Consider the following 24,974-nt stretch of genomic DNA (forward strand, 5'->3'; position numbering starts at 1 on the left):
AAAATTTCAGTGCATCATCAGTTTTGATGTGCATGAACTGTAGTTAAAAAATACTCAGGGTATCACAATCTGAAAACACTGTACTGAATGTACAGCGGATCAGAAGAGGAATTTTTAAGGTCTGAATGTGCAAAGTAAACTGCACTTTTATTGGTGTGAAAAGTATTGACAAACGCAAATACTGCAGTCCAGAGGTCTGCTTTTGCAATTTTTAAAAGTCCGGAATCTGTTTCAGTTTCAGAACTGTCTTCCTCTTCAGGATCTGAGTCGCTCAGTTCTCCCAAAATGTGCTGCTGCTGAGGATAATCTCTCGTGTACTGAGAAGAATTTCTGTGAGAAACAGCAAATTTATTCTGTTGAGAATGAGTGTTTTTCTTTGAAACAGATCTGCTGATCGTAGGAATGGAGACTGTGGAATCTGCCTGAACATCACTGTTACGGCTGTGTAGAGAATCTGCACCTCCGCAAGCCAAAATAACGAGCAGTAAAAAGAAAAAATATTGATAGAGTCTTCTTTTCATTCCGGGTACAAAGGTAAGAAATGATTGGAATCTGGAATTAAAACTGAATATTAAAAAAACATTAAAAATAAAAAAGTGGAATTTTCTTGGGAGACAATTCCCTGAAAACTATTGAGAGACAGTTTTTTGTATAGAAGTTAAAGGGGGCTGAAATACCGGACAATATTTTTTGGTACCGTCATTTTCCTTTAAGAGAACGAAAATAAAGAGTTTATCTGGCCAGATAAAGATTTAAGAAAGAAAAAAATCAGCGTCTGGTCTGTTTTCTTTTCGGAGCAATTTTCACTCTTAACTTAAATTTTTTCTGAGATTTGCTTTTTTTCTGCATATTTGTGGAGATTTGTTTTCTAAAGATAAAAAAATCTCATCTTTTCGCAAAACTTTTCGGGCAAAACTATTTGTGAAATTTTATTAATAATTCAAGATGAAAAAAATGATCTTTATTTTCTTAAAAGTGATCGGTATATTTTTAGGAATTGTGGTTCTCTATGTGCTTGCAGCCTATCTGTTACCGTTTATTGAAACTTCAGAAAAGGAAACTGCCGACACCAAAAATATCCCGATTTACATCTACACCAACGGCGTGCACACCGATATTGTAATGCCTGTGAGAAACAATATCACAGACTGGAGTCAAAAAATCAGTTTTGAAAATGTAAAATCCAGGAAAACAGATTATCAGTATGTTGGAATCGGGTGGGGCGACAAGGGTTTTTATCTTGATACACCAACCTGGGCTGACCTTAAAGCTTCAACTGCATTTAAAGCAGCTTTTTGGCTGAGTGAATCGGCAATGCACTGCAGTTTCTACAATGAAATGAAAGAGGCAGATGACTGTAAAAAAATAATGGTTTCAGAACAGCAATATAGAGATTTGGTTAGTTTTGTTGATGCTAAATTCGATAAAGACGCCCATGGAAATTATATGTTCGTAAAAACCGATGCGGTCTACGATGACAACGATGCTTTCTACGATGCAAAAGGAACTTACAGTTTTTTATATACGTGCAATACCTGGTCTAATGATGCCCTGAAAGCTGCCGGACAGAAAGCTGCATTTTGGACGGCTTCAGATATCGGTATTTTCCAGCATTACAAGTAGTTTTTTAAATTTATAACAGTAATTAATTTAAATTTTTCAGTAAATTTTGGTTTTCGTTTAAATTTTTTATTAAATTTATTCAACTAATCAACAAACATTTATAATGAAAAACTTAAAATTATTTGTAATCGGAATGATCCTTTGCACTGCGGGTTTGCTGATAAACTGCACCGGATCTGAAACGAAATCTCTGGCTGGTACAGAGTGGAAAGGAATGGCTAATGTTCCCGATCCCAATGAAATTGTGTTGAAATTTAACGAAACCAATTGCGAAGCTTATCACCAAAATGAGATGATTGAGAATATGAAATATTCGCAGAAGGGAGGCGAAATACTTTTTGAAAAAGTATCAGGAGGTTCTCCCTGCAAAGTAGGTTCTAAAGGGACTTACACATTTGATATCAAAGATAATAAAATTCATTTTTCAGCTGTAAAAGACAGCTGCGATGCGAGATCAGGCACGTTTAAAGAAGCATATTTTGCAAAACAGAATTAATGCTTAAATGATTGATAAGCGTAAAAGACTTCCGGAAGGAGGTCTTTTTTTTAAAATTCAATTTCAGAATAAAAATATTCATTTTATCAATTTAAATCTGAAAAGTTTTCTGCTTCTTTATTGCACGGTTAGCCTTTCTTGTAGCTTTTCTTACTTTAAAATCAAACCATTTCTCTTTAAATAAATTTCGCATTGCATTATCAAAATGACGGATGAGGACAAGATTTTTAAATCCACGCCACTTTTCGAGCCAGCTGGATGGCAATGCTCTTACCGAAACAGAGTAGCCTTCGGTCTCATACTGGATGTAATGCCACCATCCCGACGGAATGTACAGAGTTTCGCCAGGTTGAATAACTGCTTCATAGCCGTTGACGTATTTCAAACCCGGAAATTCATTGTAATCAGGCTCTTTTACATTGGCTATGCTGTGAAAATTGTAAGGAAGTTTATACAGTAAATCAGATTGATCCCAGGGAAAAAGCCAGATTTTTTTGATGCCCTGAAACTGTGTGATAAAAACATGAGACATATCGATATCGACATGATTTCTCGTAATAGAACCCTCACCGCCGAAAAACATAAACGGAAGCCACTTTAAAATTTTACCTTTGGTTATATCGTTGTAATGGATGTCTTCTTTGAGTTCAGGCTTAACAGTCAGAAGATTAAATAGAAAAAGCCGGTGCTCGGTTGGTTTTGAAACAATTAAATCAAGATATTCGGAAAATGTGCTTTGACCAATCGGTTTGCTGGCAACCCGGTCTAAAGATTCAATCTCGCTTCCGTAAATATTAATTTTCTGCTCGCCGGCAACCTCCTTGAAATAATCGTAATTCCATTTTTGAAATGCAGGGCTTTCAGCATCGACAAAGTCCTCAAGAATAACCGGTTTTGCTGGTTTTAAATGTTGTTTTAAAAAGTCTTCTGATGATATATTTCTAATTTTCTGTACCGCAGATAATCTCATTTTATCAATTTAGAAAGCAAATATAATAAATAGTCTATAATTTTAGTAGACTATTTATTAAAATTAATCATGTATATTCTCACAGAATAGAATGATAAAAGTAAGTAGTTTACCATGATTTTATTAAATTAGCACACCTAAAAATTATCAAAAAAATGATCTCTACAAAGTATCTTGAAAATCTACAGAACGAATTACAGAATATTGAGAATGACGGACTTTTTAAAAAAGAAAGAATCATCACTTCTCAGCAGAGTGCCGAAATAGAAGCCAACGGAAAGAAACTTCTGAATTTCTGTGCCAACAATTACCTTGGTTTATCAAACAATCCCGAAGTGATGAAAGCTTCTCAGGATATGATAGCATCTCATGGTTACGGAATGTCTTCTGTACGTTTTATCTGCGGAACTCAGGATATCCACAAGCAGCTGGAGCAGAAAATCGCTGACTTTTTAGGACTAGAAGATACCATTTTGTATGCAGCGTGTTTTGATGCCAACGGTGGTGTTTTCGAACCATTATTTACAGAAGAAGATGCGATTATTTCGGACGAATTAAACCACGCTTCGATTATTGACGGCGTTCGTCTTTGCAAAGCTGCGAGATACCGCTACAAAAACAATAATATGGAAGATCTTGAAGCGCAATTGATTGCTGCTTCAGAAAAAAATCACAGATTCAAAATCATCGTTACAGACGGTGTATTTTCCATGGACGGAATCGTTGCAGACCTGAAAGGCGTTTGTGATCTTGCTGATAAATACGACGCTTTAGTGATGGTCGACGATTCTCACGCCACCGGTTTCATCGGAAAAACAGGTCGTGGAACACATGAAGCCAACGAAGTGATGGGCAGAGTAGATATTATTACATCCACTTTAGGAAAGGCTTTGGGTGGTGCTTTGGGCGGATTTACTTCAGGAAAAAAGGAAATCATCGATATGTTGAGACAGCGTTCGAGACCATATTTATTTTCAAATTCACTGGCGCCTGGAATCGTTGGGGCAGCTTTGAAAGTTTTGGATATGATTTCAGACGACACTTCACTTCGCGATAAAGTAATGGAAAATGCAGAATATTTCAGAGCTGAAATGAAATCAAAAGGTTTTGATATTCCGGACGGCGATGCTGCAATTGTTCCGGTGATGTTGTATGACGCACCTTTGGCTCAGAAAATGGCTGAAAAGCTGATGGATGAAGGCATTTACGTGATTGGATTCTTCTATCCAGTAGTTCCGAAAGGCAAGGCAAGAATCAGAGTTCAGCTTTCTGCAGCGCATACAAGAGAGCACCTGGACAAGGCGATTGCAGGGTTTGAGAAAGTAGGGAAGGAGCTGGGAGTGATTTCCTAAACTTTTCATTTAAAAATATCTGACGGAGTTTCATTTTTTGAAATTCCGTTTTTTATTGAGTAAATCTGGGGTAAATTAGATTATATTTAGAACTAAATATCGTTTGCTGATATGACGAAAAAAATAATCTTAGTAATACTGTTTTCTTTGTGTAATACTTTGCAGTCGCAAAGGTCTTCTACATGTCAATGCAGTGTAGCGGGCAGGTGTGTAAATCTCCTTTACTCATCAGATAAAAGTTCTGAAAATTTTATTGAAAATACAAACTCTAAGCGAAATGCAATCAAGAAACGGTTTGACTTTATAGAAGTAAAAACTTTGAAAAATCCGGCTTCCAAAGGTGAAATTGTAGATTCTCTGCAGTATAAAACAGAAAATTTCAATAAAGTACCAGATTTTACATCTGGAAATTATAAGATGAAAGATTCAATTTCTAAGCTTGCATTGCAGGATAAATACTATGATATCCCAAAAGCTTCAATTATCAAAATGGGTAAAACGGGTCAGAAAATAGGTATTTTATATTCTTCCGCATCTTCTTTAACTACCAAATATTATTTAAGAATCTCGAATGACTACGGAAAAACATGGAAAAACTATTTTACAGGTCTTTGTAAAAATAACAATTATGTTTTTAAGCCACAGTCAAATTTTTTATTGTGGAAAGATGAGAATCATATTCAGATTGAAGCAGATATTGTCCAAATGACTGAACCATTAACGCTTCCGGGAGGTGGTCCGGTTTATGAAACGGTTAAAAATAATGCTTTAGTCATAATTAATTTAAAGGAAATTTTAAAAGACAGCGATAATGATGGATGGAATGATTTAGACGAAAAAATGAACTATTTCACAAATCCATTTTCAAAAGATTCTGATGGTGACGGGATTTTTGATTCTGAAGATTTAAATCCAAAATATCCTACAATTGAAAACGACTTTACCAAGATTTTTGAAGCAATTATTTATGGAAATTATCCTTTATTGAGAGATGAAAACTCTGTTCAAGAAACTTTCGAAATTAATATAAAAACTTTTCAAGAAGATGTCGGAAAACAGCAGGAAGAATTAGAAAAGGAGTTCCCGCAAAAGCAGAGGGATTTTTTAAGCCAACTTAGAGCAAGAATAATTGTAACAGACGATGAAAATTTAGGAAGAATAAACACTTTTGGCGAACGCGTAATTTTTCTGACTACCAAAGAGTATTACGAATATAAAAAATTAAATCCTTTTTTTACCTATGTACAGAGCTATACCAAAATTTTTAAATGTGATGATTTAGAAGATACTTATATTCTGAAATTTGATACTATCGATTTTGGGAATACTTATCTTATTAAAAAAAGTAAAAATGGATATATTGTTTCCATAGTAGAAAGTTGGATAGTTTAAAATTCTTACGACATTGTTATTTTATAAAGATTTCATATTAAATTCGCTTTTTTTCTGAAATAACTTATCTTTGCCCACAAATTTTTACGATGCTGTATACCATCATCAAGGCGTTGCACATTATTTTTATGGTCTCTTATTTTGCGGGAATTTTTTATCTCGTGAGAATTTTTGTGTACTATAAAGATACCGATGCTTTTGATGAAACAAAAAAAAATATTCTCAGAGAACAATACACCTTTATGGCAAGACGGCTCTGGAATATCATCACCGTTCCGGCTGGTGTAATCATGACGGTATGCGGTTTAGCAATGATTTTTTTGAATTTTAATTTAATGAAAACGCCCTGGTTTCATTTGAAGTTAACTTTCCTTGTCGGATTGGCAGTTTATCATTACTGGTGCTGGAAAAAAGTATTAAAACTAAAAGCACTCGACGGAAATACGCTTGAAACAGCGAATATAAAACTGAGACAGGCTAATGAAGTCGCTACTTTCATTTTATTTTTAGTCGTATTTACGGTAATTTTAAAATCAATGGTTATTGAATACTGGTGGCAATTAATCTGCGGATTTTTCGTTCTGGTATTTCTGATTATGATGACGGTGAAGTTGGTTAATAAAGGAAAAGGAAAAAGAGCCAGGTAAAAAGTAAAAAGAGCCAAGTTGAAAGTCTTGCTGACAATATAAAAACACTTAATGTTGAATGTGAAAGGCTCAAATTTGAGTAAAATAGATTCAGATTTGAATCAAAAACATTCAACGTTCAATGTCAAAGACTCAAATTTTAGTATGAAAGATTCAATTTTGAATCAAAAAGACTCACTAGCGAGTAAAAAAGTATGATTTCCGGTATGAAACGTATCGAAGATGATTTAAAAAGTAAAGAAAATGGTTAAAATTGAGATTGCTTCGTGCCTCGTAATGACGCTCAAATCTCAAATATCAAACCTCAAATATCAAATTAATTTATGTTTGCAATTTTAAAAAAAGAACTTTGGAGTTACTTCGGAAACTGGAGCGCATGGATCATCATTGCGGCTTTCAGTCTGATAACGACGCTGTTTTTGTTTTTTTTCGAGAATGATTCCAATATTTTCGATATCGGTTCTGCTTCGCTTCAGAGCTATTTTGTTTTGGTGCCGTGGCTTTTAATGTTTATTATTCCGGCGCTTTCGATGAAAACTTTTGCGGAGGAGCAACAAACCGGAACATTAAACTGGCTTTTCTCACAGCCTTTAAAAATCTCAGATTTGGTGACTGGGAAATTTCTTTCAGTCTGGGTTGTCGGGATTTTATGTTTAATTCCTTCACTTATTTATCTTTACACAGTCTATGTTTTAGGCGTACCCATCGGTAATATCGATATGGGAATGACGGTGGGAAGTTATTTGGGTTTAATTATTCTTATCGCTGCTTTTGCCGGTGTCGGGATTTTAGCCTCATCCATTTCCCAAAACCAGATTATGGCTTATTTGCTTGGCGTTTTCATGTCGTTCATTATGTACTTTGGAATCGAACAGCTGGCAAGCTATAAATTATTGGGAGGAGCAGATTTTATTCTTCAGAATGTCGGTTTTTACCAGCACTTTTTAGGTTTTACAAGAGGTTTAATTGACTTTAAAGATGTTGCCTATTTTGTTTTAATCATCGGCATTACGCTGTTTTTGTCAAATCATTTCATCACCAAAAAGAAGTAGACCATGAAGAAGATTAATTTTAAATCGCCCCTCGGAATTTTACTTTTTGTAATTCTGCCGCTGGTTATCGTACTGGCATTTTCAGGAATCAGATTAGACCTTACCAAAGAGAAAAGATACACGCTTTCAGACAGTACTGTTAAAGTTTTGGAATCCATCAAAAAACCTGTGATGGTGGAAGTTTACCTTGAAGGAGATTTTCCGGCAAGTTTCAGACAGCTTCAGAATGAAACGAAATTTATGCTTGAAGAGTTCAGAAAAATCAATTCTAACGTAGATTTCAGGTTTACAGATCCGATTAAAAACAGAATTCCTGAAGATACGCTGATGGCAATGGGAATGCAGAAATCTATTCTGCCGGACGAAAAAGAAGGGAAGATTACACAGATTGAAGTTTATCCTTATGCTGTAGTAAAATATCAGGGGAGAGGAATTTCAATTCCGCTGATTGTGCAGCAGAACAATATCAACGCACAGGATCAGTTGAGGAAATCAATTGAAAATCTTGAGTATACGCTTGCTTCAAACATCAAAGCTGTGGCAACAGATGAAAGAAAGAAGATTGGTGTCTTGGTGAATCAGGACGAACTGAGCCCTTCTGAATTTGAAAGTTTCATGCAGATTGCCAATGAAAATTATCAGGCAGGACCGGTGATTCCAAAAAATACGAAAGAACTTTCACTGGAAGATCTCCCGATGCTGAAACAGATGAATGCTCTGGTGATTGCAAAACCCCGAAAAGCTTTTACAGACGGTGAAAAACTCATCCTTGACCAGTACATTATGAACGGCGGAAAAACGCTGTGGATGATTGATGCCGTGAATGCTGAAATGGATACGCTGACGAGGTCAAAAAAATTAATGCCTTTCCCGGTAGACATCAATATGACCGACTTCTTTTTCAATTACGGACTCAGAATAAATCCGGCTTTGGTAAAAGATGTTAAAAAATACGCTTTATTGAAAATTGTAACGGGTGAAATTAACGGAAATCCGCAGTTCAGCAGTCTTCCGTGGCCATATTTTCCTTTGGGAATTGCAGAAAACAATCATCCGATTACGAAAAATATTAATCCGGTAAAATTTGAATTTCCGACATCGATTGATACTTTAGGCGGAAAGAAATTTAAAACCAAAATACTTTTCGAATCCAGTGAAAGAACTTTACTGAAACAGGTTCCGAACTACGTGGAGCTGAAAGAAATTGCAAGTGTTGACAGCCTTGGGCAGATGGAGAGACCAAGTACACCAAAAATTTTCGCAGTAGCCTTGGAGGGAAAATTCAACTCTGCGTATGCTTCGAGAATTGAGAGAAAGGGCTATCCCAACTTTAAATCTGAAAGTCCGGAAAACAAAATGATTGTGATTGCAGACGGCGATCTTGCGAGAAATAAAATCGTAAAAGGACAACCATTACCGCTGGGAATCGACAGGCTGACAGATGAACAGTTCGGAAATGAGCAGTTTTTGAGAAATGCCCTCGACTATCTTTTGGACGACAGCAATCTGATAGAACTGCGAAACAGAAACATCGAAGAGCGTCTTCTCGACAGGTACAGAATCACAGAAGAGAAAGCGAAATGGCAGTGGCTGAATTTGCTTTTACCTTTGGCAATTATCGGTCTTTTAGGAGGATTATTCTTCTGGCTGAGAAAGAAGAAATTTGGATAATGAAATAGAAAAAGAGAAACTTGCGGGTTTCTCTTTTTTGTTTTAGGATGCTAATATTGAATCTAATTTATCAATTACCTTACTTCGATAAGCATCAAGATTTGCAGGTAGTCTTGCTTCATATAAATTATTAGCCGACTTCGCATTTTCACCTCTCATATTACCTTTCCAAAATTCATTTTTTAGTGCCTTGTAAAATTCATCCTGATTGTAGATCAAAAGCTCATTTACTTGATCTTTACTTAGTTTTTTCTGTTGTTCCAAAATCATGTTCTTGCTTTCAAGATAATATTTATTCTGTAAAAGCTGAAGATTAACATTTTTTACATTTCCCGTTTGAAGCCGATAAGTTTCCACAAATTCTTTTTGCTTCTTTATTTCCTTTGATTGTGCCGTGGCAAGTCCTACACTAAAGATAGTAAGCAGAACAATAGTAATTTTTTTCATTTTGTCTAATTATTTACTGAAATAAATATAGTAATTAAATCTGTACTATGTGATTTTTCTTTAAAAAAAATTAAACGATTATTTTTGTGGCTTGGAAAAAGGAAATTTGGATAAAATGAGATTGAAAGAGAGAAACTTTTGGGTTTGTCTTATTTTTATCTAACTATTTAATTTTTATTTTACTTAAAAAAAGAATATCTATGTAATATTGACATCAAATTGTATAGAATTGACAGATCTTGATTCTCGTTTTTAGTTCTAAATTCTAACAAGTTCACAGAGAAATATCCAGAAACTACTTTTCCTTTCTTTCTCACAATTAACAAGTATATATTACTGTGAGTTTCTTTGTTATTGCAAAAATTAACATAAAAATTATTTTTTAACTGAGAAAGGTTTTCATTTACTAATTCAAAATCTTGTTGATGAATAGTTACATAAATTACTTTTGAGGTATCTTTTTTATATCCAAATATTTTATCATTTTTAATTGCAAATACTGTTAATTCCCCCTTGAATCTATCAGGTTTCTTTAATAATATCAGTTCAGTATCGCTGTTCGAATAATTATTGTCCAAGTGACTTCTGTAATCATCTACGTCGATGTTACTGTAAATAGTTTTAAATTCTTTAAAATCTTTGGTTTGTTCTATATTACAATTTATCTCTTGAGCTTTAAAGTTGAAAAAATTGAGAAAAACAATAAATATGCAAATTGTTTTCATAAGATTTTAAGGTTTTCTTTTAAAAAATCAGGTTAAATTTAGGTCAAGACTACTTCCATTGATAGTTTTCAGACCAGGCATAAAATCTCTCTATTTCTTTACTGTTTTCCTGATGATATTTCAAAACATCATCACTTTGCTTCGGATAAGAAATAATGTAAGCAAACGCCTCTATCAATTTCCTCTCTTTCATTTCAATAAAATAAGGTGTTAAAAATTCTCTGTAGAAACCCTTTTTTCCTTTTTGAGATTCTTGCAGTACAGATGTGATTGTGTCTATTTTGTCCTGTAATTTTTGACAGTCGGTTTTGTCTTTATTTTTTTCATCATAATCAAGCGCTACAGCAAGAGGTAAGATAAGTTCAACAACCGAAAAATCGTCGGGAGATTTTTTATTTTTTTCCGACTTTTCTAATGTTTTAGCATCTATTGATACAGAAACGCTTTTGTCACTTTTTTGGTCAACACCTTTTTTAATTTGATTTTGCAAAAATTCCAATTGTCCGGCAGCACGCTGAGATTTATTGTCTATGCTCAAATATCGTAGAGAGCATAACATAGATATTGCTCTATTATTTTCATTTAGTACGGCTAATGCATTCAAAGTTCCGGGATGATCAGGATTAAGTTGAAGAGATCTTTGGAAAGATTCTAATGATTTATCAATCTGTTTGTTATTGACTAAAGTAATACCTTTATTAAAATGGAGTTGGTAAAAATCCGGATATTTTTTTAATCCTTCATCGTATATTTTCAAAGCTTCCAAAGGTCTTTTAGAATGATCCAAACTGTTCCCATAGTTAAGATAAACAGTTTTGATATCTTCATTTTTAAAATTAGCAATTATAAACTGACAGATTTTTATGGCTTCACCGTAGTTTTTTGTAGCTTCAAAAGTCATGGATTTTTCAGTAAGAGCAAGTAAGTTATTCTTGTCCAGGATCAACGCTTCATCATACTTTTTTAACGCTTCATCATATTTTTCTTCGTCATGCAGTGTGATCCCTTCTGCCACTTTTTCTTCCGCACCGGTTTTATTTTGTGAGAATCCGAAAAATGGAATTAGAATTAACAGCAGTTTAATTTTTCGCATAATATTATTTTAGAAATTAGTTTTATTTTTCTAAAGATAATTATTTGCAATGAAAAATTTTAAAAATTATTCAAAAGACATTGATATTTTTAAACATCCTTTATAAAATCCTCATACTCATAATAAAACCTCTCAAAACCATCCATTTTTTCCACAAAAAATTCAAAAGCTTCTCTCCATGTATTTTTATTAAAAACAGAAACGCCTTCTTTTTCTACCCAGATCCGGCTGATGACTTTTCCGTTTTCCAGAGTGTGGAATTCTTCTTTATGAAAGTCACCGATGAAATCTTTCAGAATATCTTCAAGCGACCAGATTTTGTTATAATATGCATCTCTGAAGACTTCGTCTTTCATTTCGATATCCAGAGAAACCTCGGCCTTTTTTTTGTCGGCGTAGAATTTAAATGAAAAATCCTTGATTTTGGTATTGTACAAAACCCATTTTCTTGGAAACGATTTCCCGAATGCCGTCCAAAATTCCTTTTTTAACTGCTGTGCTTCTTCTTTACTGAACATGGGACAAATTTAGATAAAAAAGAGCCAAGTAAAAAGGTAAAAGAGCCAGGTAAAATTAGTCAAGTAAATATGAAAAGAAATAGGTAAAGAGAATTTTAAGCTTTCTAATAAAGTCCCTACAAATTTTCGATGTTGCTGCCACACTTGGCTCTTTTTACTTTTGCCTTGTTTCTTTAAGAAAACTTTTCCTATTTTTGCTGTAATGCTGTCAAAAAAATCTCAATATGCTTTTAAGGCGCTTTCATATCTCGTAGAAAAGAGAAATGAAGGCCCGGTTCTTATTTCGGAAATTGCAGATCATAAGAAAATTCCTTTAAAATTTCTTGAAAATATTCTGCTGGAACTGAAAAAAGCAGACATCCTCGACAGCAAAAAAGGAAAAGGGGGCGGTTATTTTTTTAAAGAAAATCCTCAAAATGTGAATCTGGCAAAAATTATTCGTCTGGTAAATGGTCCCATTGCAATGCTTCCCTGTGTAAGCCTGAACTTCTACGAAAAATGTGCAGACTGTAACGAAGATCACTGCAGTTTACACGATGTTCTGATTGAAGTGAGAGATGCTTCACTTAAAATTTTAGAGGAAAAAACACTTTTAGATTTAATTGACTAAATCTGATTAAATTTAATTTTAGAAGTCTACTTATTTGGTAGGATAATATTTTTGTTGGATATTTGCGCATATCAAACAGAAAATTATGTTTTCAAAAGAGGATATCAAAACTTTGCAGCAACTTAATTTGGAGGATGGATTACAGTTTATTTCATCAAAATTCTCCGAAGGAATTGTTTTCTCTACGTCGCTTGGTCAGGAAGATCAGGTAATCACAGACGCTGTCTTCAGAAATAATTTACCGATAAAAGTTTTCACTTTAGATACCGGACGGCTTTTCTACGAACATTACGATTTACTTTCAAAAAACAATTCACGTTATCAGAAAAAAACCGAAGTTTATTTCCCTGAATCTTCTGACGTTGAAAAGTACATGGTTGAAAAAGGCGTCAATGCGTTCTATCACTCGGTTGAGAACAGAAAAGAATGCTGTTTCATACGGAAGGTAAAACCTTTGAACCGCGCTTTGGAAAATGCTAAGGTCTGGATCACAGGACTTCGTGCAGAACAGTCGGAAAACCGCGAAAATTTGCCGGTTCTGGAATGGGATGAGGAAAGGAATTTATACAAATACAATCCACTGATTACCTGGACGTATCAGGATGTTTTAAATTATCTTGAACATCACAAGGTTCAGGAACTGTCTCTTCATAAAAAAGGTTTTATCAGTGTAGGCTGTCAGCCATGCACAAGAGTTATCGAAGAAGACGAAAACCCACGGGCAGGACGCTGGTGGTGGGAAACTTCACAAAAAGAATGCGGTCTGCATTCAAATTAATTCAAATTTAATCTTTCAAATTATAATGAGTGACCATAAACTAAATTATCTCGAGCAACTTGAGGCGGAAAGCATTTATATCATGCGTGAAATTGCGGCTCAGTTTGAAAAACCTGCTTTGCTTTTCAGCGGCGGAAAAGATTCGATTACATTGGTTCATTTGGCTAAAAAAGCGTTTACCCCAATGAAAATTCCTTTTCCATTTGTACATATTGATACGGGACACAATTTTCCTGAGGCACTGCAGTTCAGAGATTATTTTGCCGAAAGTCTCGGTGCCGAACTGATCGTAAGAAAAGTGGAAGATACCATCAAAGCTAAAAATTTAACTGAACCAAAAGGAAAATTTGCTTCAAGAAACTGGTTGCAGACACATACTTTATTAGATACAATTGAAGAATTTCAGTTCGATGCCTGCATCGGCGGAGCGAGAAGAGATGAAGAAAAAGCCAGAGCAAAAGAACGTTTTTTCTCGGTCCGTGATGAATTCGGACAGTGGGATCCTAAATTACAGCGTCCTGAATTGTGGAATATCTATAACGGAAGAATCAACAAAGGTGAAAACGTAAGAGTTTTCCCAATTTCAAACTGGACAGAGCTCGATGTCTGGAATTACATTAAAAAAGAAAATATCCAGCTGCCATCCATCTATTTTGCTCACGACCGTGATGTGATTGAGTTTGAAGGACAGTTAATTGCCGTCTCAGATTTTATTCAGATTGATGAAAATGATCACATTAAAAATAAAAAAGTACGTTACAGAACCGTCGGAGATATGACCTGTACAGCCGCAGTTGAAAGTTCAGCTGAAACTTTGGATGAAGTGGTAAACGAAATTACCGCTTCCCGAATCTCCGAACGCGGCGAAACCCGAATCGACGACAAAGTAACGGAAGCCGCAATGGAAGACAGAAAAAAAGGAGGATATTTTTAGATGGGTAATGAGCAATGAGTAATAGGCAATGCCAAACTGCGTATTTTACTCGATGCTTTACATTAAAATATTCAAAAGATGAACGGTTTAAAATTACTTATCACCAATTACTCATTACTAATATTATTTACGTGGACATATTAAGATTTATCACCGCAGGGAGTGTAGACGATGGCAAAAGTACGCTGATCGGAAGACTTCTCTACGACAGCAAAAATATACTGATCGACCAGCTTGAAGCGTTGGAGAAACAGTCAAAAAATAAAAACGGAAACGGGGTTGATCTTGCCATTCTTACCGACGGTTTAAGAGCCGAAAGAGAGCAGGGAATAACAATTGATGTTGCTTACCGCTATCTTTCAACGCCAAAAAGGAAATTTATCATCGCCGATGCTCCGGGACATATTCAGTACACCAGAAATATGATTACAGGAGCTTCGAATTCGCAACTGATTGTCATTCTGATTGATGCAAGACAGGGCGTGATAGAGCAGACCCGAAGACATTCTATCATTGCTTCATTACTGAAAATGAAAAATGTGGTGGTTGCCATCAACAAAATGGATTTGGTGGATTATTCTGAAGAGATTTATAATGACATCAAAGCTCAGTATGAACTGGTTGCTAAAAAACTGAAGCTTGAGAATGTGAATTATTTTCCAATTTCAGCTTTTAGCGGAGATAATATTGTCTCTAAATCTGACAAAACAGGTTGGTATCAAGGTTCTACACTTTTAGATTTTCTGGAAAATGTTGAGATTAATCAGAATCAGGAACAGGAAAACCCGAGATTTCAGGTGCAGTACGTGATCCGTCCGCAAACGGATGAATTGCATGATTACAGAGGTTATGCAGGAGAAGTGATTTCGGGAATTTATAGGAAAGGTGATGAGATTACCGTTCTTCCACAAAATATTCAGACCAAAATCTCAAAAATTGAAAATGGCGGAAAAGAAGTAGATTTTGTTTTTACCAATCAGCCTGCGGTGATTCACATTGAAGACGATATTGATATCAGCCGTGGCGATTTTTTAGTAAAAACCAATCAACAGCCAAGAGTTGAAAATGAACTGGAAGCCGTTGTATGCTGGCTCGACAAAAAAGAACTGAACGAGGGAAACAAATATTTTATTCAGCACAAAAGCAAAACCCTAAAAGCAGTTATCAAAGAAATTGAATATAAAATTGATGTCAATACACTTGAACAGATGCCCGTAACAGAAAGCATCAGACTGAATGAAGTTGTAAAAGTGAGATTAAAAACCGCATCACCTTTGGTTTTCGACAGTTTTGAAGAAAGCAGGTCAACAGGAAATGCCATTCTTATTGATGAAACAAGCAATTCAACCGTTGGTGCGGTGATGATTTTATAGTTCTTTTAAACACTTGATGATATGGTAATTTCGCAGAAAATTCAGTTCAGGCTCAATGTCCTTTTGATTACAGTAATTGTCTTGGTCATTGCATTTATTTCAATGTACAGTCTGGGATATTTAGACGAACTTGAAATTATTCTTGCCAAAGACAATCATATTTTTTACTGGATGCTTCTTGTGGGTGTTTTTGCAGAAATTGTCGCCGGATCAATGGGAATGGGCTACGGCGTGATTTGTACGACGACACTGATGTTCCTGGGAATTCCACCTCATATTGTGAGTGCAAGTATTCACTCTGCTGAAAGTTTTACAACGGCAGCCGGAAGTATCAGCCATATTAAACTGAAAAATGTAAGCAAAAGCCTGGTGAAAAAGCTGGCAATTCCGGCCATTATCGGTGCGATTGTTGGCGCACTGTGTTTAACATACGTTGGCGAATATTACTCGAAAATTACCAAAACGGTCATCGCTTTTTATACGCTGTATCTAGGTTTTAAAATTTTGTCTAATGCATTTAAACCAAAACAGAATAAAGCTTTAAAGAAGAAAACTAATCTTACAAGACTTGGCGTAATCGGTGGTTTTATCGATTCATTTGCCGGTGGAGGTTGGGGTCCTTTGGTAACCGGAACTTTAATTAAGAATGCTTTTACGCCGAGATTTGCAGTGGGAAGTTCTACTGTGGCAAAATTTATCCTGACAATTACTGCGGCCATCACCTTCTTTTTTACTTTGGGAATTCAGCACTGGAATATTATTCTGGGACTTCTCATCGGTGGAATTATTACTGCACCATTTTCTGCAATGCTGACTGCCAAACTTCCCGTTAAAAATATGTTTATCATCATCGGAACACTGGTGATTGTAATGAGTTCGGTTACAATTTTTAAATCGGTATTTTAATTCAAAATTCAAGGATTCATATTTAAGAGATTTAAATCTACTCAGTATTCTTAACTGAGTGAAACGCCTTTGTGCACGAAAAACAAACAGACTAATTTTTAAAAAATATCTTTGCAAACCTTGCGCTAAAAATATTTACACTGAATTTTTTTTGTGAAAAATTTAGGAGAATCTGAATTTTATTAAAATCAAAAATAATTTACATTTACAGCCTAAAAATAACACATGAATTTACACATTGTCGCCCTGTTCAAGTTTCAGGAAAACTATCTGATGGAAGCGGTTGAATTATTTCAAAACCTTGTAAAAGAAACCAGAAAAGAAGAGGGTTGCCTGCAATATGATCTCATTGAAGATAACGAAAATAAAGGTACATTTTTCCTTGTTGAACTTTGGGAAACCCGAGAACATCACAACCGACACAACGGGCAGGATCATCTTCTGAATTTCAGACGTGATGCCTCCAAAATTTTATCTGAAACAGCGCAGGTTTACAAAGGATTTAAGATTTACTAAAAGAGCCAGGTAAAAAGTAAAAAGAATAAAGGGAAAAAATTGTAGGAAAAAGTAAAATTGGTTTTTATAAAATAATTTTGATAATCATCAATCATCAATCATCAATCATCAATCATCAATCATCAATCATCAATCATCCAACACCCCACATCCCTCACAAAAACAAAAGGCAGCTTCAGAAATTCTGAGACTGCCTTTTTATTAGAAAAAATAGAAAGTATTATTTTTTGATAAACTTCGACTTCTGAGTCGTGCCATCTTTAGTTTCAATTAGAATGTAATAAACACCTGTCTGAAGAGTGCTAATATTGAATCTATTGTAGTCTACCGTTCCTGCAGCTACTCTTGTTCCTAAAGCAGAATAGATTTCTACAGATTTTGGAGATTCTTTTCCTACAAACTGTAGAGCTGTATTTTCTGCATTTACAGCAAATCTGATATCGCTGTTTGATTTTGTAAGATCTGAAGTTGCTAATGAACCTAACACATCATAGATTACATCATCCACATAAGCTGCAGCGTGATTTGTTGCTCCGCTAAATCTCCATGCAATGTATTGCTTAGTAGAGGTTGGTACATCAAACGTAAGAATTTGAGGTGTAGTTGAACCTGCTGTTAGAGCTATTGGGCTTCCTAATGATGTAAAAGTTGTCATATCTGTGATACTTGAAACCATTCCTACCTCAATTGTTGCATTTCCAAAAGAATTTGAAGAAATGTTGGTTGTAAATCTTATTTTCTTACTTCCGTCTGGAGCTACAATCTTTGGAGAAATAAGATACATGTTCGTGTTAGGAGTAGTGTTCGCATAAAACTGAACTGCATTACTACCGTTGTTCGCAGCAGTATAAACATTGTGAGGAACAGTTGCAATTACTTTATTCCATCCGTTCTGCGGTAGTGAAGCAGGGTTTCCAGGTCCGGTAAATGCATTAAAATTTTCGTTGATTGTTCCTGCTGGCGGTGTATCATATATTACATCATCAACTAAAACAACAGCATGCTCCGCACTTCCGATAAATTTAAAAGCGATGTATTGTTTAGTAGATGAAGGTACAGTAATGGTAACTGTCTGTTCTGTTGTAGAAGTCACGTTGTATACCGGACTAATTGATGTAAACGCAGCAGTTCCTGTAGTTGAGCTTTCAGAAATTAATCCTACCTGTAAAGTTCCTGAACTACCAGTTCCACCTGTTTGAGCGTAAGTAAAGGTTAAAGTCTTTGTACCATCTGGCGCTACGATCTGTGGACTTACAAGATAACCATCAACTCCTGGATAGAAGAAGCTGTAAAATTGTGCGTACTTATCAGTAGTTCCGTCAGCATAAACTCTTGGACCTGCAGTTGATACAACTTTTGACCAATTGTTTTGAGGCCATGGTGCGCCTAATCCTGTAGTAAATGACTCAAAAGTTTCGTTGATTGTTGCAACTTGTGCATTTGCAGATATTGCAGTGAAAACTAAAGCTCCGAAAAGTAGTTTTAATTTCATAACGTTTTATTATTTAGAATTATTCTACAAAAGTAAATATTTATTTTTAAACATTCTAAATAAAAAGATGATATTTGTCTTGTTTTAATATTAAATCATCCTTATTGCTCCAATTAGAATCTTTCCAAAGGTGTGTAAAAACCCCCTGCTGTATAGGCTTTAAAGGTAATCTAAATTCCCCACGTTCAGAATAAAAACTAATCTTCATTAGAAATGATATGGGAAAATGTCATATTTAAATTATCTATTTATTTTTAACTATTCTAAATAAACCATTATATTTGTCAAAATTTTTTTTCCACATGAAGAAGAGAGTACTGTCAATACTGGCATTATCAGCAATTACAAGCATTTACGCTCAAGAGAAAGATTCTGCAAACCAAAAAAACATCAGTGAAGTTGTTATTACCGGACAATACATGCAGCAATCAATCAATAAATCAATATATAAAGTTGAAGTAATTGATGCTGAGATGATCAAAAATATGGCAGTAACTACAGCTGCGGAAGTTCTTAATCAGAATTTAAACATTCAGATTGCACCAGATCCAAACGGTGACGGAAATTCACGCGCAAATATCATGGGATTGGGATATGAATACACCAAAATCTTAATAGATAATATTCCCGTTGTTACAGACAGAGGCAGCGGAAATCAGATGGATTTAAGCAAACTCAATGTCAACAATATTGAACGTATCGAGGTGGTGAAAGGAGCCATGGGTGTGGAATACGGAAGTAATGCAGTTACAGGTGTCATCAATATTATTACCAAGAAAAATTACAGTAAAAAAGTAAATATAAACCTTTCACTTCAGGAAGAAACTGTAGGAAAAGACTACGATTGGTTTAAAAAAGGAAACGGAAGACACATTCAGTCTTTAAATTTAGGATATAAAATAAATAATAACTGGACCGTTACTGCAGATATCAATCACAACGACTTCCAGGGTTATAAAGGCAGACAGAAAGGATACAAGCATTTTTCTGAAGGCAACGACGGTTTGAGAGGTTATGAATGGCTTCCTAAAGATATTCTGACGACCAACGCGGCAATTAGATATGCTAAAAATAATACGACTTTATTTTATAAAGTTAACTTTTTAAGAGAAAATTTAAATTCAAGAAATAAGGTAGTACAGGAATTTCCACTGAGTGGAGGAAACCGTACTTACGTTGCAGATGATACAGATTTCTTTACAAACCGTTGGATTCATCAGTTTAATATTCAGACCAAGCTGGGAAGAATCAATTATTTAGGAGATTTTTCTTATCAGACTCAAAAAAGAGAAAATCAGGATTACAGATTTGATGTTCCCAACAGAACAGAACTTTCCAGAGCAGAAAAAAATACTTTTTATGACTCTAAGGTTTTGTATTCAAGAGGGATGTTCAGTAATTTCTTAGACAGCGAGAAAATTAATTTCCAGCTGGGATATGAATTAGACAGAACAAGTGGCTTTGCTTCTGCAGCGATACTTACAAATAATACCGCAAACGTAGATAATATCAACAGAGCAATCTTCAGCTATGCCAATTTTATTTCTGCAGAATGGAAAGTTTCTGACGACATATCTTTAAGACCGGGATATCGTCTGGCACTAAGCGACAGATTCGATTCTCAGTCTAATTACTCATTAACTGCCCGCTACAGTACTTCCGAAAAATCAGATTTAAGAGCAGTATTCGGATCTTCCAACAGATTTCCAACGTATGAAGAACTCTATTCTTATACAGTAGATTCCAACCATGATATCAGAGGAAACGAAAATTTAAAACCAGAGACAGGATATTCCGTAGGTTTATTTTGGGATTATAAAACCAAAACCGACAGCAACTGGAAGTTTGATGTAAACCTTTCGGGAATGTACCTCGATGTTCAGGACAGAATTCAACAGGCAGTTATAAGCAACAGCCCATTAAGAATCACTTTCTTAAATATCAATAAATATAATTCACTGATTTTCGGAGGTGGTTTTACAGCTAAAAAAGATAATTTCTCTTTCAATGCCGGCGTTTCTGTAATGGGGATTTCTCAGGAGTTAGTTGCCGGAAATGTAACCTCACCGGATGATTACAACTTTTACACTGAAGCGAATCTGGCAGCGAACTATACACTTCCTCAAACAAAAACTTTATTTGCCTTGTATTACAAATACACCGGTGTAATGAAGCAGTTTGTACAGGAGTCTAACAATGATCTTTCCGCACCTGCGAAATTTGTTCTGGGTGAAGCAGGAGATTTTAATATGTTGAATTTTACAGTTTCTCAGCCATTCTTCAACAACCGTTTTGAAGTGGCAGCAGGGATCAAAAATATATTTGATGTAAGTACTTTGAGAAATACTATTGTACAGGGCGATGCTCACAATGCAGCTTTAGGAAATCAAAACCTTTTTTATGGCAGAAGTTATTTCGCCAGATTAAACTATAACTTTTAAAATATTGAAAATGAAAAAAATACTTTTTGGATTATTGGTGGGAACCGCTTTGCTTTCAACATCTTGTATCAATGATAACGAAGATGCCGTTGCAGTAGCGCCAATCGATGGAGCTTTGGTAAATTTAAGTGTTGGCGGAGCTACACAGCCAAATCAAATCTGGTTTGATTTAAGCGAAAACCAATTCATCAAAACAAAAAGAACCGACTGGGATTTTGCTTTCTATTCAGGAAGTTCATTTAAAGTAATTTTAAACTCATCTATTCAGATGGCGGCTACAAAAATTCCTGATGCAACCAATATTGATGCGGTTACTACTGCAAATGTTGCTGCTCTTCAGCCTTTGGTTCAGGTAGCCAGTTTCAGTGCTGCCAACGAAGCTTATATTGATGATGTTGCAGGAAATTTTCCTACAGGTTACACCGCTATCGGTGAAGTGAAATCTTTAGATTCGGACAATGGAATTTATCTTGTAAATATGGGGAAAGACGTTTACCACGGCGCTGTAGCAGTCGGTGCAGTTACATATAACGGTGATCCGAGAGGCTGGATGAAAATCCAGGTGGTAAGATCAGGCGAAGGTTACAAAATAAAATATGCTAAGCTGGATGATACCACACACAAAGAATTTACCGTTGCTAAAAATCAGTTATACAACTACAGCTTTGTTACCTTGAATCATCTTACTGCTCAACCGGCAGCACAGGTTTCTATCCAACCGGAAAAAAAGAAATGGGATCTTTGCTTTTCAGTGGGTCTAAATATCATTCCTGGAACTGGAAGTTATATTTACGCAGATTTTATTCAACATAATAATGTCGGGAATGTAGGTGTTTATGAGGTTAAAGTTACCGCACCGGAAACCGGAGTTAATGCGTACAATAAATTTGAAGCTGCCAATATTGATCAGTCAAAATTCATCTACAATGACCACAGAGTTTTAGGAGCTAACTGGAGATCAACTGCGGGCGTAAACGGTCCTGAAGTGCTTGGAGACCGTTTCTACGTTGTAAAAGATGCAGACGGATATTATTTCAAACTGAGATTCACAAGATTAACAAAAGCAACCACCGACAGCCAGGGAACTGCAGGCGAAAGAGGATACCCGTCATTTGAATTTAAACCTTTGTAATATTTAATTTAAAAAAAAATTTCCTCCCTTTAGGTCGGGCAAAGAAAAATTCTTTTAAAATCTCAATATTTAAACTTCAAGCATCCATCATCCATCACCCAACATTTAAACATCTAATAAATCAAATAAACAATGAAAAAATTCATTCTTGCAGCTTCTGTCCTTATCGCAGTTTATTCCTGCAAAAAAGAAGACTCAAAAGCTACAGAACATAATACCGAAGCAAAATCAGAAGCTCCGAAAACTAACCATAAAATCGTAACCTTGAACGGCGGAATTACAGAAATCGTTGCCGCTTTGGGTCACGAAAAAGAAATTGTTGCAACAGACGTAACAAGTACTTATCCGGAAGGTTTAAAAACTTCAGCGGAAAATTTAGGTCACGTAAGATCAATAACAATTGAACCGATTATGGCTGTTTCTCCAACCCTTATTTTGGCTTCAGATAAAGACATTAACCCGGATTTAATGGGGAAAATCAAATCTTCAGGAATAAAAACAGAAACTTTCAAACAGGAATATACTGTTGAAGGAACCAAAAAATTAATCGCTGACGTTGCAAAAGCCATCGGAAATAATGATTATCAGAAATTAACTGATAAAATTGATACTGATTTAGCACAGGTTCAGACATTGAGTAAGAAACCAAAAGTTCTCTTCATCTACGCAAGAGGGAACATGATGATGGTTTCAGGTAGAAACACACCAATGGCAGCATTGATCGGTATTGCAGGCGGAGAAAATGCAGTGAATGATTTTGAAGATTTCAAACCATTGACTCCGGAAGCCGTTGTAAAAGCAAATCCGGATGTATTATTCCTTTTCACAAGCGGATTGGAAAGCTCAGGAGGAATCGAAGGTGTTCTGAAAGCTCCTGGAGTTGCACAAACCAACGCCGGAAAAAACAAAAAAGTAATCGCTATGGATGGAGGCCTTATTTCAGGTTTCGGACCAAGACTGGGAGAGGCTGCAGTTTCATTAAACAAACTTTTAATTGAAAACGCACAGTAAATTATTTTTTTATATTACACTAAGTGCCATACTGCTTGTTTTAATAGCAGTATGGTCTCTTGGTACAGGAGTTTATGATTTCGGAGGTAAATCTGCTTTTGAAGTTCTGGGAAAAGTAATCAGAGGAGATTCAGATCTTTCCATGAGCGATAAATATGTAGTCTGGGATGTAAGAGCAGCAAGAATTGTAATGGCAATCCTTATCGGAAGTATGCTTTCGGTATCGGGCACCATCCTGCAGGGATTATTCAGAAACCCATTGGCAACAGGAGATTTAATCGGACTTACGGCGGGAGCAACGCTGATGGCAGCAATTACAATTGTTTTAGGAGGATATTTCAGAGAATATCTTCCTGAAGCAGTGCAGTTTTCGCTTGTCGGGATTGCAGCTTTCGTGGGTTCTCTACTCGCCATGCTGTTGGTTTACAGAATTTCCACGAGCGGAGGCAAAACCAATGTTGTCATGATGTTGCTCAGCGGTGTCGCAATTTCAGCTATAGGATTTTCCATTGTCGGATTTCTGATTTATATTTCAAAAGACGATCAGCTGAGAGATTTAACATTCTGGAACATGGGAAGTCTTGCCGGTGCAACCTGGACGAAAAATGCAATTTTAGCTGTAGTTCTTATTTTTTCATTCAGTATTCTGCTTCCGAAAGGTAAAGCTTTAAATGCAATGATGCTGGGCGAAAAAGATGCACAACACTTGGGAATTAATGTTGAAAGACTAAAAAAGCAAATCGTAATAATCGTTTCACTAATGGGGGGAACATGCGTTGCATTTTCAGGAACCATTGGATTTGTAGGTTTAATTGTGCCTTATATTTTAAGGCTTTTATTCAAATCAAATTATGGTTTCATTCTCCCGCTTTCAGCTATTTTCGGAAGTATTTTGCTGCTCACTGCAGATACTTTCAGCAGAAGCATTGTAGAACCGTCTGAATTGCCGATAGGAATTCTTACAGCCATGATGGGAGCACCGATTTTCATCGCCATTTTAATGAAATTCAAAAAGTCAGTTTAATGATAAAGGCACAGCAAATCAATTACAGACACAAAGAATTTCACATTCTCAATAATGTGGATGTGTCCTTAGGCTTTGGCGAATTTTTAGCCATCGTTGGTCCCAACGGAGCGGGAAAATCGAGCCTTCTGAGTGTCTTGGCGAATGAGGTGAAAAGCAGACAGCAGATTTTATTTAAAGATAAAAACATCACCGACTGGAAAATTACTGAACTTTCTAAACATAAAGCGAAATTTTCCCAGCACAATTCAAACGACATTCCTTTGGAAGTGAAAGATGTTGTGATGATGGGACGTTATCCTTATTTTGATGCCCAGCCGAAAGAGGAAGATCTTCAGGCAACAGACGAAATGATGCATCAGACCGACGTTTATCATCTGAAAGGCAGAGAATACAATACTTTGTCTGGCGGTGAAAAGCAGCGGGTGCATTTGTCGAGAGTTTTAGCTCAACTTAAAAATGAAATTACTCAGAAACTTCTTTTTCTGGATGAACCTCTGAATAATCTGGATGTAAAACACCAGTACAAAGCTTTGGAGATCATTAAGAATTTTACTCAGAATGAAAATTCGGCAGTAGTCGTTCTTCACGATCTGAATTTAGCGGCTCAGTACGCCGACAAAATTCTATTGATGAAATCAGGAAAAGTAGCAGCATACGGAACGCCGGAAGAAGTTTTCACTGCAGAAAATATCAGTGAAGCGTACAATTTTCCATGTACGATTTGCGACCACCCAATCACCAACAACCCAATGATTATTTTTGGATAAT

The 24,974-nt window shown here is 35.6% G+C and carries 25 protein-coding genes; 18 read left to right on the plus strand and 7 right to left on the minus strand.

Annotation, left to right across the window (positions count from 1 at the left end; genetic code table 11):
• Nucleotides 1-62 precede the first annotated feature (62 nt).
• Nucleotides 63-521, minus strand: a complete 459-nt coding sequence (locus IC610_RS00670; protein ID WP_191734758.1) for a hypothetical protein — start codon at nt 519-521, stop codon at nt 63-65.
• Nucleotides 522-945: 424 nt separating this feature from the next.
• Between IC610_RS00670 and IC610_RS00675 the strand changes: the two genes are divergently transcribed.
• Nucleotides 946-1,623, plus strand: a complete 678-nt coding sequence (locus IC610_RS00675; RefSeq protein WP_191734759.1) for a TIGR02117 family protein — start codon at nt 946-948, stop codon at nt 1,621-1,623.
• Nucleotides 1,624-1,726: 103 nt separating this feature from the next.
• On the plus strand, nt 1,727-2,119 hold the full coding sequence (locus tag IC610_RS00680; RefSeq protein WP_191734760.1) for a hypothetical protein: 393 nt from the start codon (nt 1,727-1,729) through the stop codon (nt 2,117-2,119).
• A 91-nt stretch (nt 2,120-2,210) separates the two neighbouring features.
• On the opposite strand, the gene IC610_RS00685 is transcribed toward IC610_RS00680, so the two are convergent.
• Entirely contained in the window at nt 2,211-3,089 is an 879-nt protein-coding gene (locus IC610_RS00685; RefSeq protein WP_191734761.1) for a cupin-like domain-containing protein, read from the minus strand.
• Nucleotides 3,090-3,244: 155 nt separating this feature from the next.
• On the opposite strand from IC610_RS00685, the gene kbl reads away from it, so the two are divergent.
• The 5 genes from kbl to gldG all read left to right on the plus strand — a co-directional run bounded on the left by kbl (nt 3,245) and on the right by gldG (nt 9,203).
• The gene (kbl, locus tag IC610_RS00690) at nt 3,245-4,441 is read left to right on the plus strand and encodes a glycine C-acetyltransferase (protein ID WP_191734762.1); all 1,197 of its coding nucleotides are present in this window, start codon (nt 3,245-3,247) and stop codon (nt 4,439-4,441) included.
• Between the two features lie 318 nt (nt 4,442-4,759).
• Nucleotides 4,760-5,833, plus strand: a complete 1,074-nt coding sequence (locus IC610_RS00695; protein ID WP_191734763.1) for a hypothetical protein — start codon at nt 4,760-4,762, stop codon at nt 5,831-5,833.
• Nucleotides 5,834-5,922: 89 nt separating this feature from the next.
• Complete coding sequence (locus tag IC610_RS00700; protein WP_191734764.1) at nt 5,923-6,480, plus strand: CopD family protein; 558 nt, start codon at nt 5,923-5,925, stop codon at nt 6,478-6,480.
• A 323-nt stretch (nt 6,481-6,803) separates the two neighbouring features.
• On the plus strand, nt 6,804-7,532 hold the full coding sequence (locus IC610_RS00705) for an ABC transporter permease (RefSeq protein ID WP_191734765.1): 729 nt from the start codon (nt 6,804-6,806) through the stop codon (nt 7,530-7,532).
• A gap of 3 nt (nt 7,533-7,535) precedes the next feature.
• Entirely contained in the window at nt 7,536-9,203 is a 1,668-nt protein-coding gene (gene gldG / locus IC610_RS00710; protein ID WP_056078370.1) for a gliding motility-associated ABC transporter substrate-binding protein GldG, read from the plus strand.
• A 42-nt stretch (nt 9,204-9,245) separates the two neighbouring features.
• On the opposite strand, the gene IC610_RS00715 is transcribed toward gldG, so the two are convergent.
• The 4 genes from IC610_RS00715 to IC610_RS00730 all read right to left on the minus strand — a co-directional run bounded on the left by IC610_RS00715 (nt 9,246) and on the right by IC610_RS00730 (nt 11,986).
• Nucleotides 9,246-9,650 (minus strand): hypothetical protein, encoded by a 405-nt coding sequence (locus IC610_RS00715; RefSeq protein ID WP_191734766.1) that lies wholly within the window; start codon nt 9,648-9,650, stop codon nt 9,246-9,248.
• Nucleotides 9,651-9,829: 179 nt separating this feature from the next.
• Complete coding sequence (locus IC610_RS00720) at nt 9,830-10,375, minus strand: hypothetical protein (protein ID WP_191734767.1); 546 nt, start codon at nt 10,373-10,375, stop codon at nt 9,830-9,832.
• 49 nt (nt 10,376-10,424) lie between these two features.
• Nucleotides 10,425-11,468 carry a tetratricopeptide repeat protein gene (locus tag IC610_RS00725; RefSeq protein ID WP_191734768.1) on the minus strand — a complete coding sequence of 348 codons (1,044 nt, stop codon included), beginning with the start codon at nt 11,466-11,468 and terminating at the stop codon, nt 10,425-10,427.
• A gap of 89 nt (nt 11,469-11,557) precedes the next feature.
• Nucleotides 11,558-11,986: a DUF4268 domain-containing protein gene (locus IC610_RS00730; RefSeq protein WP_191734769.1), complete on the minus strand. Its 429-nt coding sequence runs from the start codon at nt 11,984-11,986 to the stop codon at nt 11,558-11,560.
• Between the two features lie 202 nt (nt 11,987-12,188).
• On the opposite strand from IC610_RS00730, the gene IC610_RS00735 reads away from it, so the two are divergent.
• From IC610_RS00735 to IC610_RS00760, 6 genes are all read left to right on the plus strand, one after another.
• Nucleotides 12,189-12,596 carry an RrF2 family transcriptional regulator gene (locus IC610_RS00735; protein ID WP_191734770.1) on the plus strand — a complete coding sequence of 136 codons (408 nt, stop codon included), beginning with the start codon at nt 12,189-12,191 and terminating at the stop codon, nt 12,594-12,596.
• A gap of 85 nt (nt 12,597-12,681) precedes the next feature.
• Complete coding sequence (locus tag IC610_RS00740; protein WP_191734771.1) at nt 12,682-13,374, plus strand: phosphoadenylyl-sulfate reductase; 693 nt, start codon at nt 12,682-12,684, stop codon at nt 13,372-13,374.
• A gap of 25 nt (nt 13,375-13,399) precedes the next feature.
• A complete protein-coding gene (cysD, locus tag IC610_RS00745) occupies nt 13,400-14,308 on the plus strand; it encodes a sulfate adenylyltransferase subunit CysD (RefSeq protein WP_191734772.1) in 909 nt (302 codons plus the stop codon).
• A gap of 131 nt (nt 14,309-14,439) precedes the next feature.
• Nucleotides 14,440-15,681, plus strand: a complete 1,242-nt coding sequence (locus tag IC610_RS00750; RefSeq protein WP_191734773.1) for a sulfate adenylyltransferase subunit 1 — start codon at nt 14,440-14,442, stop codon at nt 15,679-15,681.
• A gap of 21 nt (nt 15,682-15,702) precedes the next feature.
• A complete protein-coding gene (locus IC610_RS00755; protein ID WP_191734774.1) occupies nt 15,703-16,587 on the plus strand; it encodes a sulfite exporter TauE/SafE family protein in 885 nt (294 codons plus the stop codon).
• Nucleotides 16,588-16,812: 225 nt separating this feature from the next.
• The gene (locus IC610_RS00760) at nt 16,813-17,103 is read left to right on the plus strand and encodes a putative quinol monooxygenase (protein ID WP_056078395.1); all 291 of its coding nucleotides are present in this window, start codon (nt 16,813-16,815) and stop codon (nt 17,101-17,103) included.
• A 220-nt stretch (nt 17,104-17,323) separates the two neighbouring features.
• Here IC610_RS00760 and IC610_RS00765 read toward each other — a convergent pair whose 3' ends face one another.
• Nucleotides 17,324-18,595: a T9SS-dependent choice-of-anchor J family protein gene (locus IC610_RS00765; RefSeq protein ID WP_191734775.1), complete on the minus strand. Its 1,272-nt coding sequence runs from the start codon at nt 18,593-18,595 to the stop codon at nt 17,324-17,326.
• A gap of 302 nt (nt 18,596-18,897) precedes the next feature.
• Here IC610_RS00765 and IC610_RS00770 point away from each other — a divergent pair, with 302 nt between their 5' ends.
• The 5 genes from IC610_RS00770 (at nt 18,898) to IC610_RS00790 (ending at nt 24,973) form a co-directional block, all read left to right on the plus strand.
• Nucleotides 18,898-21,036 carry a TonB-dependent receptor plug domain-containing protein gene (locus IC610_RS00770; protein ID WP_191734776.1) on the plus strand — a complete coding sequence of 713 codons (2,139 nt, stop codon included), beginning with the start codon at nt 18,898-18,900 and terminating at the stop codon, nt 21,034-21,036.
• 10 nt (nt 21,037-21,046) lie between these two features.
• Complete coding sequence (locus IC610_RS00775) at nt 21,047-22,168, plus strand: HmuY family protein (protein WP_191734777.1); 1,122 nt, start codon at nt 21,047-21,049, stop codon at nt 22,166-22,168.
• 132 nt (nt 22,169-22,300) lie between these two features.
• Nucleotides 22,301-23,179: a heme/hemin ABC transporter substrate-binding protein gene (locus IC610_RS00780; RefSeq protein ID WP_191734778.1), complete on the plus strand. Its 879-nt coding sequence runs from the start codon at nt 22,301-22,303 to the stop codon at nt 23,177-23,179.
• Nucleotides 23,163-24,203 carry a FecCD family ABC transporter permease gene (locus tag IC610_RS00785; protein ID WP_191734779.1) on the plus strand — a complete coding sequence of 347 codons (1,041 nt, stop codon included), beginning with the start codon at nt 23,163-23,165 and terminating at the stop codon, nt 24,201-24,203. The genes IC610_RS00780 and IC610_RS00785 overlap by 17 nt, the downstream gene beginning before the upstream one ends.
• A complete protein-coding gene (locus IC610_RS00790; RefSeq protein WP_191734780.1) occupies nt 24,203-24,973 on the plus strand; it encodes a heme ABC transporter ATP-binding protein in 771 nt (256 codons plus the stop codon). The genes IC610_RS00785 and IC610_RS00790 overlap by 1 nt, the downstream gene beginning before the upstream one ends.
• Nucleotide 24,974: the final 1 nt, after the last annotated feature.

Origin of the sequence: Chryseobacterium caseinilyticum (assembly GCF_014837145.1) — a bacterium.
In the GTDB taxonomy this organism is placed as follows: domain Bacteria; phylum Bacteroidota; class Bacteroidia; order Flavobacteriales; family Weeksellaceae; genus Chryseobacterium; species Chryseobacterium caseinilyticum.

What these genes read in the sequence shown, in the direction of transcription:
- IC610_RS00670 (WP_191734758.1), bottom strand. Translation starts at nt 521, where the DNA reads ATGAAAAGAAGACTCTATCAATATTTTTTCTTTTTACTGCTCGTTATT.
- IC610_RS00675 (WP_191734759.1), top strand. Translation starts at nt 946, where the DNA reads ATGAAAAAAATGATCTTTATTTTCTTAAAAGTGATCGGTATATTTTTA.
- IC610_RS00680 (WP_191734760.1), top strand. Translation starts at nt 1,727, where the DNA reads ATGAAAAACTTAAAATTATTTGTAATCGGAATGATCCTTTGCACTGCG.
- IC610_RS00685 (WP_191734761.1), bottom strand. Translation starts at nt 3,089, where the DNA reads ATGAGATTATCTGCGGTACAGAAAATTAGAAATATATCATCAGAAGAC.
- kbl (WP_191734762.1), top strand. Translation starts at nt 3,245, where the DNA reads ATGATCTCTACAAAGTATCTTGAAAATCTACAGAACGAATTACAGAAT.
- IC610_RS00700 (WP_191734764.1), top strand. Translation starts at nt 5,923, where the DNA reads ATGCTGTATACCATCATCAAGGCGTTGCACATTATTTTTATGGTCTCT.
- IC610_RS00705 (WP_191734765.1), top strand. Translation starts at nt 6,804, where the DNA reads ATGTTTGCAATTTTAAAAAAAGAACTTTGGAGTTACTTCGGAAACTGG.
- gldG (WP_056078370.1), top strand. Translation starts at nt 7,536, where the DNA reads ATGAAGAAGATTAATTTTAAATCGCCCCTCGGAATTTTACTTTTTGTA.
- IC610_RS00715 (WP_191734766.1), bottom strand. Translation starts at nt 9,650, where the DNA reads ATGAAAAAAATTACTATTGTTCTGCTTACTATCTTTAGTGTAGGACTT.
- IC610_RS00720 (WP_191734767.1), bottom strand. Translation starts at nt 10,375, where the DNA reads ATGAAAACAATTTGCATATTTATTGTTTTTCTCAATTTTTTCAACTTT.
- IC610_RS00725 (WP_191734768.1), bottom strand. Translation starts at nt 11,468, where the DNA reads ATGCGAAAAATTAAACTGCTGTTAATTCTAATTCCATTTTTCGGATTC.
- IC610_RS00730 (WP_191734769.1), bottom strand. Translation starts at nt 11,986, where the DNA reads ATGTTCAGTAAAGAAGAAGCACAGCAGTTAAAAAAGGAATTTTGGACG.
- IC610_RS00735 (WP_191734770.1), top strand. Translation starts at nt 12,189, where the DNA reads ATGCTGTCAAAAAAATCTCAATATGCTTTTAAGGCGCTTTCATATCTC.
- IC610_RS00740 (WP_191734771.1), top strand. Translation starts at nt 12,682, where the DNA reads ATGTTTTCAAAAGAGGATATCAAAACTTTGCAGCAACTTAATTTGGAG.
- cysD (WP_191734772.1), top strand. Translation starts at nt 13,400, where the DNA reads ATGAGTGACCATAAACTAAATTATCTCGAGCAACTTGAGGCGGAAAGC.
- IC610_RS00755 (WP_191734774.1), top strand. Translation starts at nt 15,703, where the DNA reads ATGGTAATTTCGCAGAAAATTCAGTTCAGGCTCAATGTCCTTTTGATT.
- IC610_RS00760 (WP_056078395.1), top strand. Translation starts at nt 16,813, where the DNA reads ATGAATTTACACATTGTCGCCCTGTTCAAGTTTCAGGAAAACTATCTG.
- IC610_RS00765 (WP_191734775.1), bottom strand. Translation starts at nt 18,595, where the DNA reads ATGAAATTAAAACTACTTTTCGGAGCTTTAGTTTTCACTGCAATATCT.
- IC610_RS00770 (WP_191734776.1), top strand. Translation starts at nt 18,898, where the DNA reads ATGAAGAAGAGAGTACTGTCAATACTGGCATTATCAGCAATTACAAGC.
- IC610_RS00775 (WP_191734777.1), top strand. Translation starts at nt 21,047, where the DNA reads ATGAAAAAAATACTTTTTGGATTATTGGTGGGAACCGCTTTGCTTTCA.
- IC610_RS00780 (WP_191734778.1), top strand. Translation starts at nt 22,301, where the DNA reads ATGAAAAAATTCATTCTTGCAGCTTCTGTCCTTATCGCAGTTTATTCC.
- IC610_RS00790 (WP_191734780.1), top strand. Translation starts at nt 24,203, where the DNA reads ATGATAAAGGCACAGCAAATCAATTACAGACACAAAGAATTTCACATT.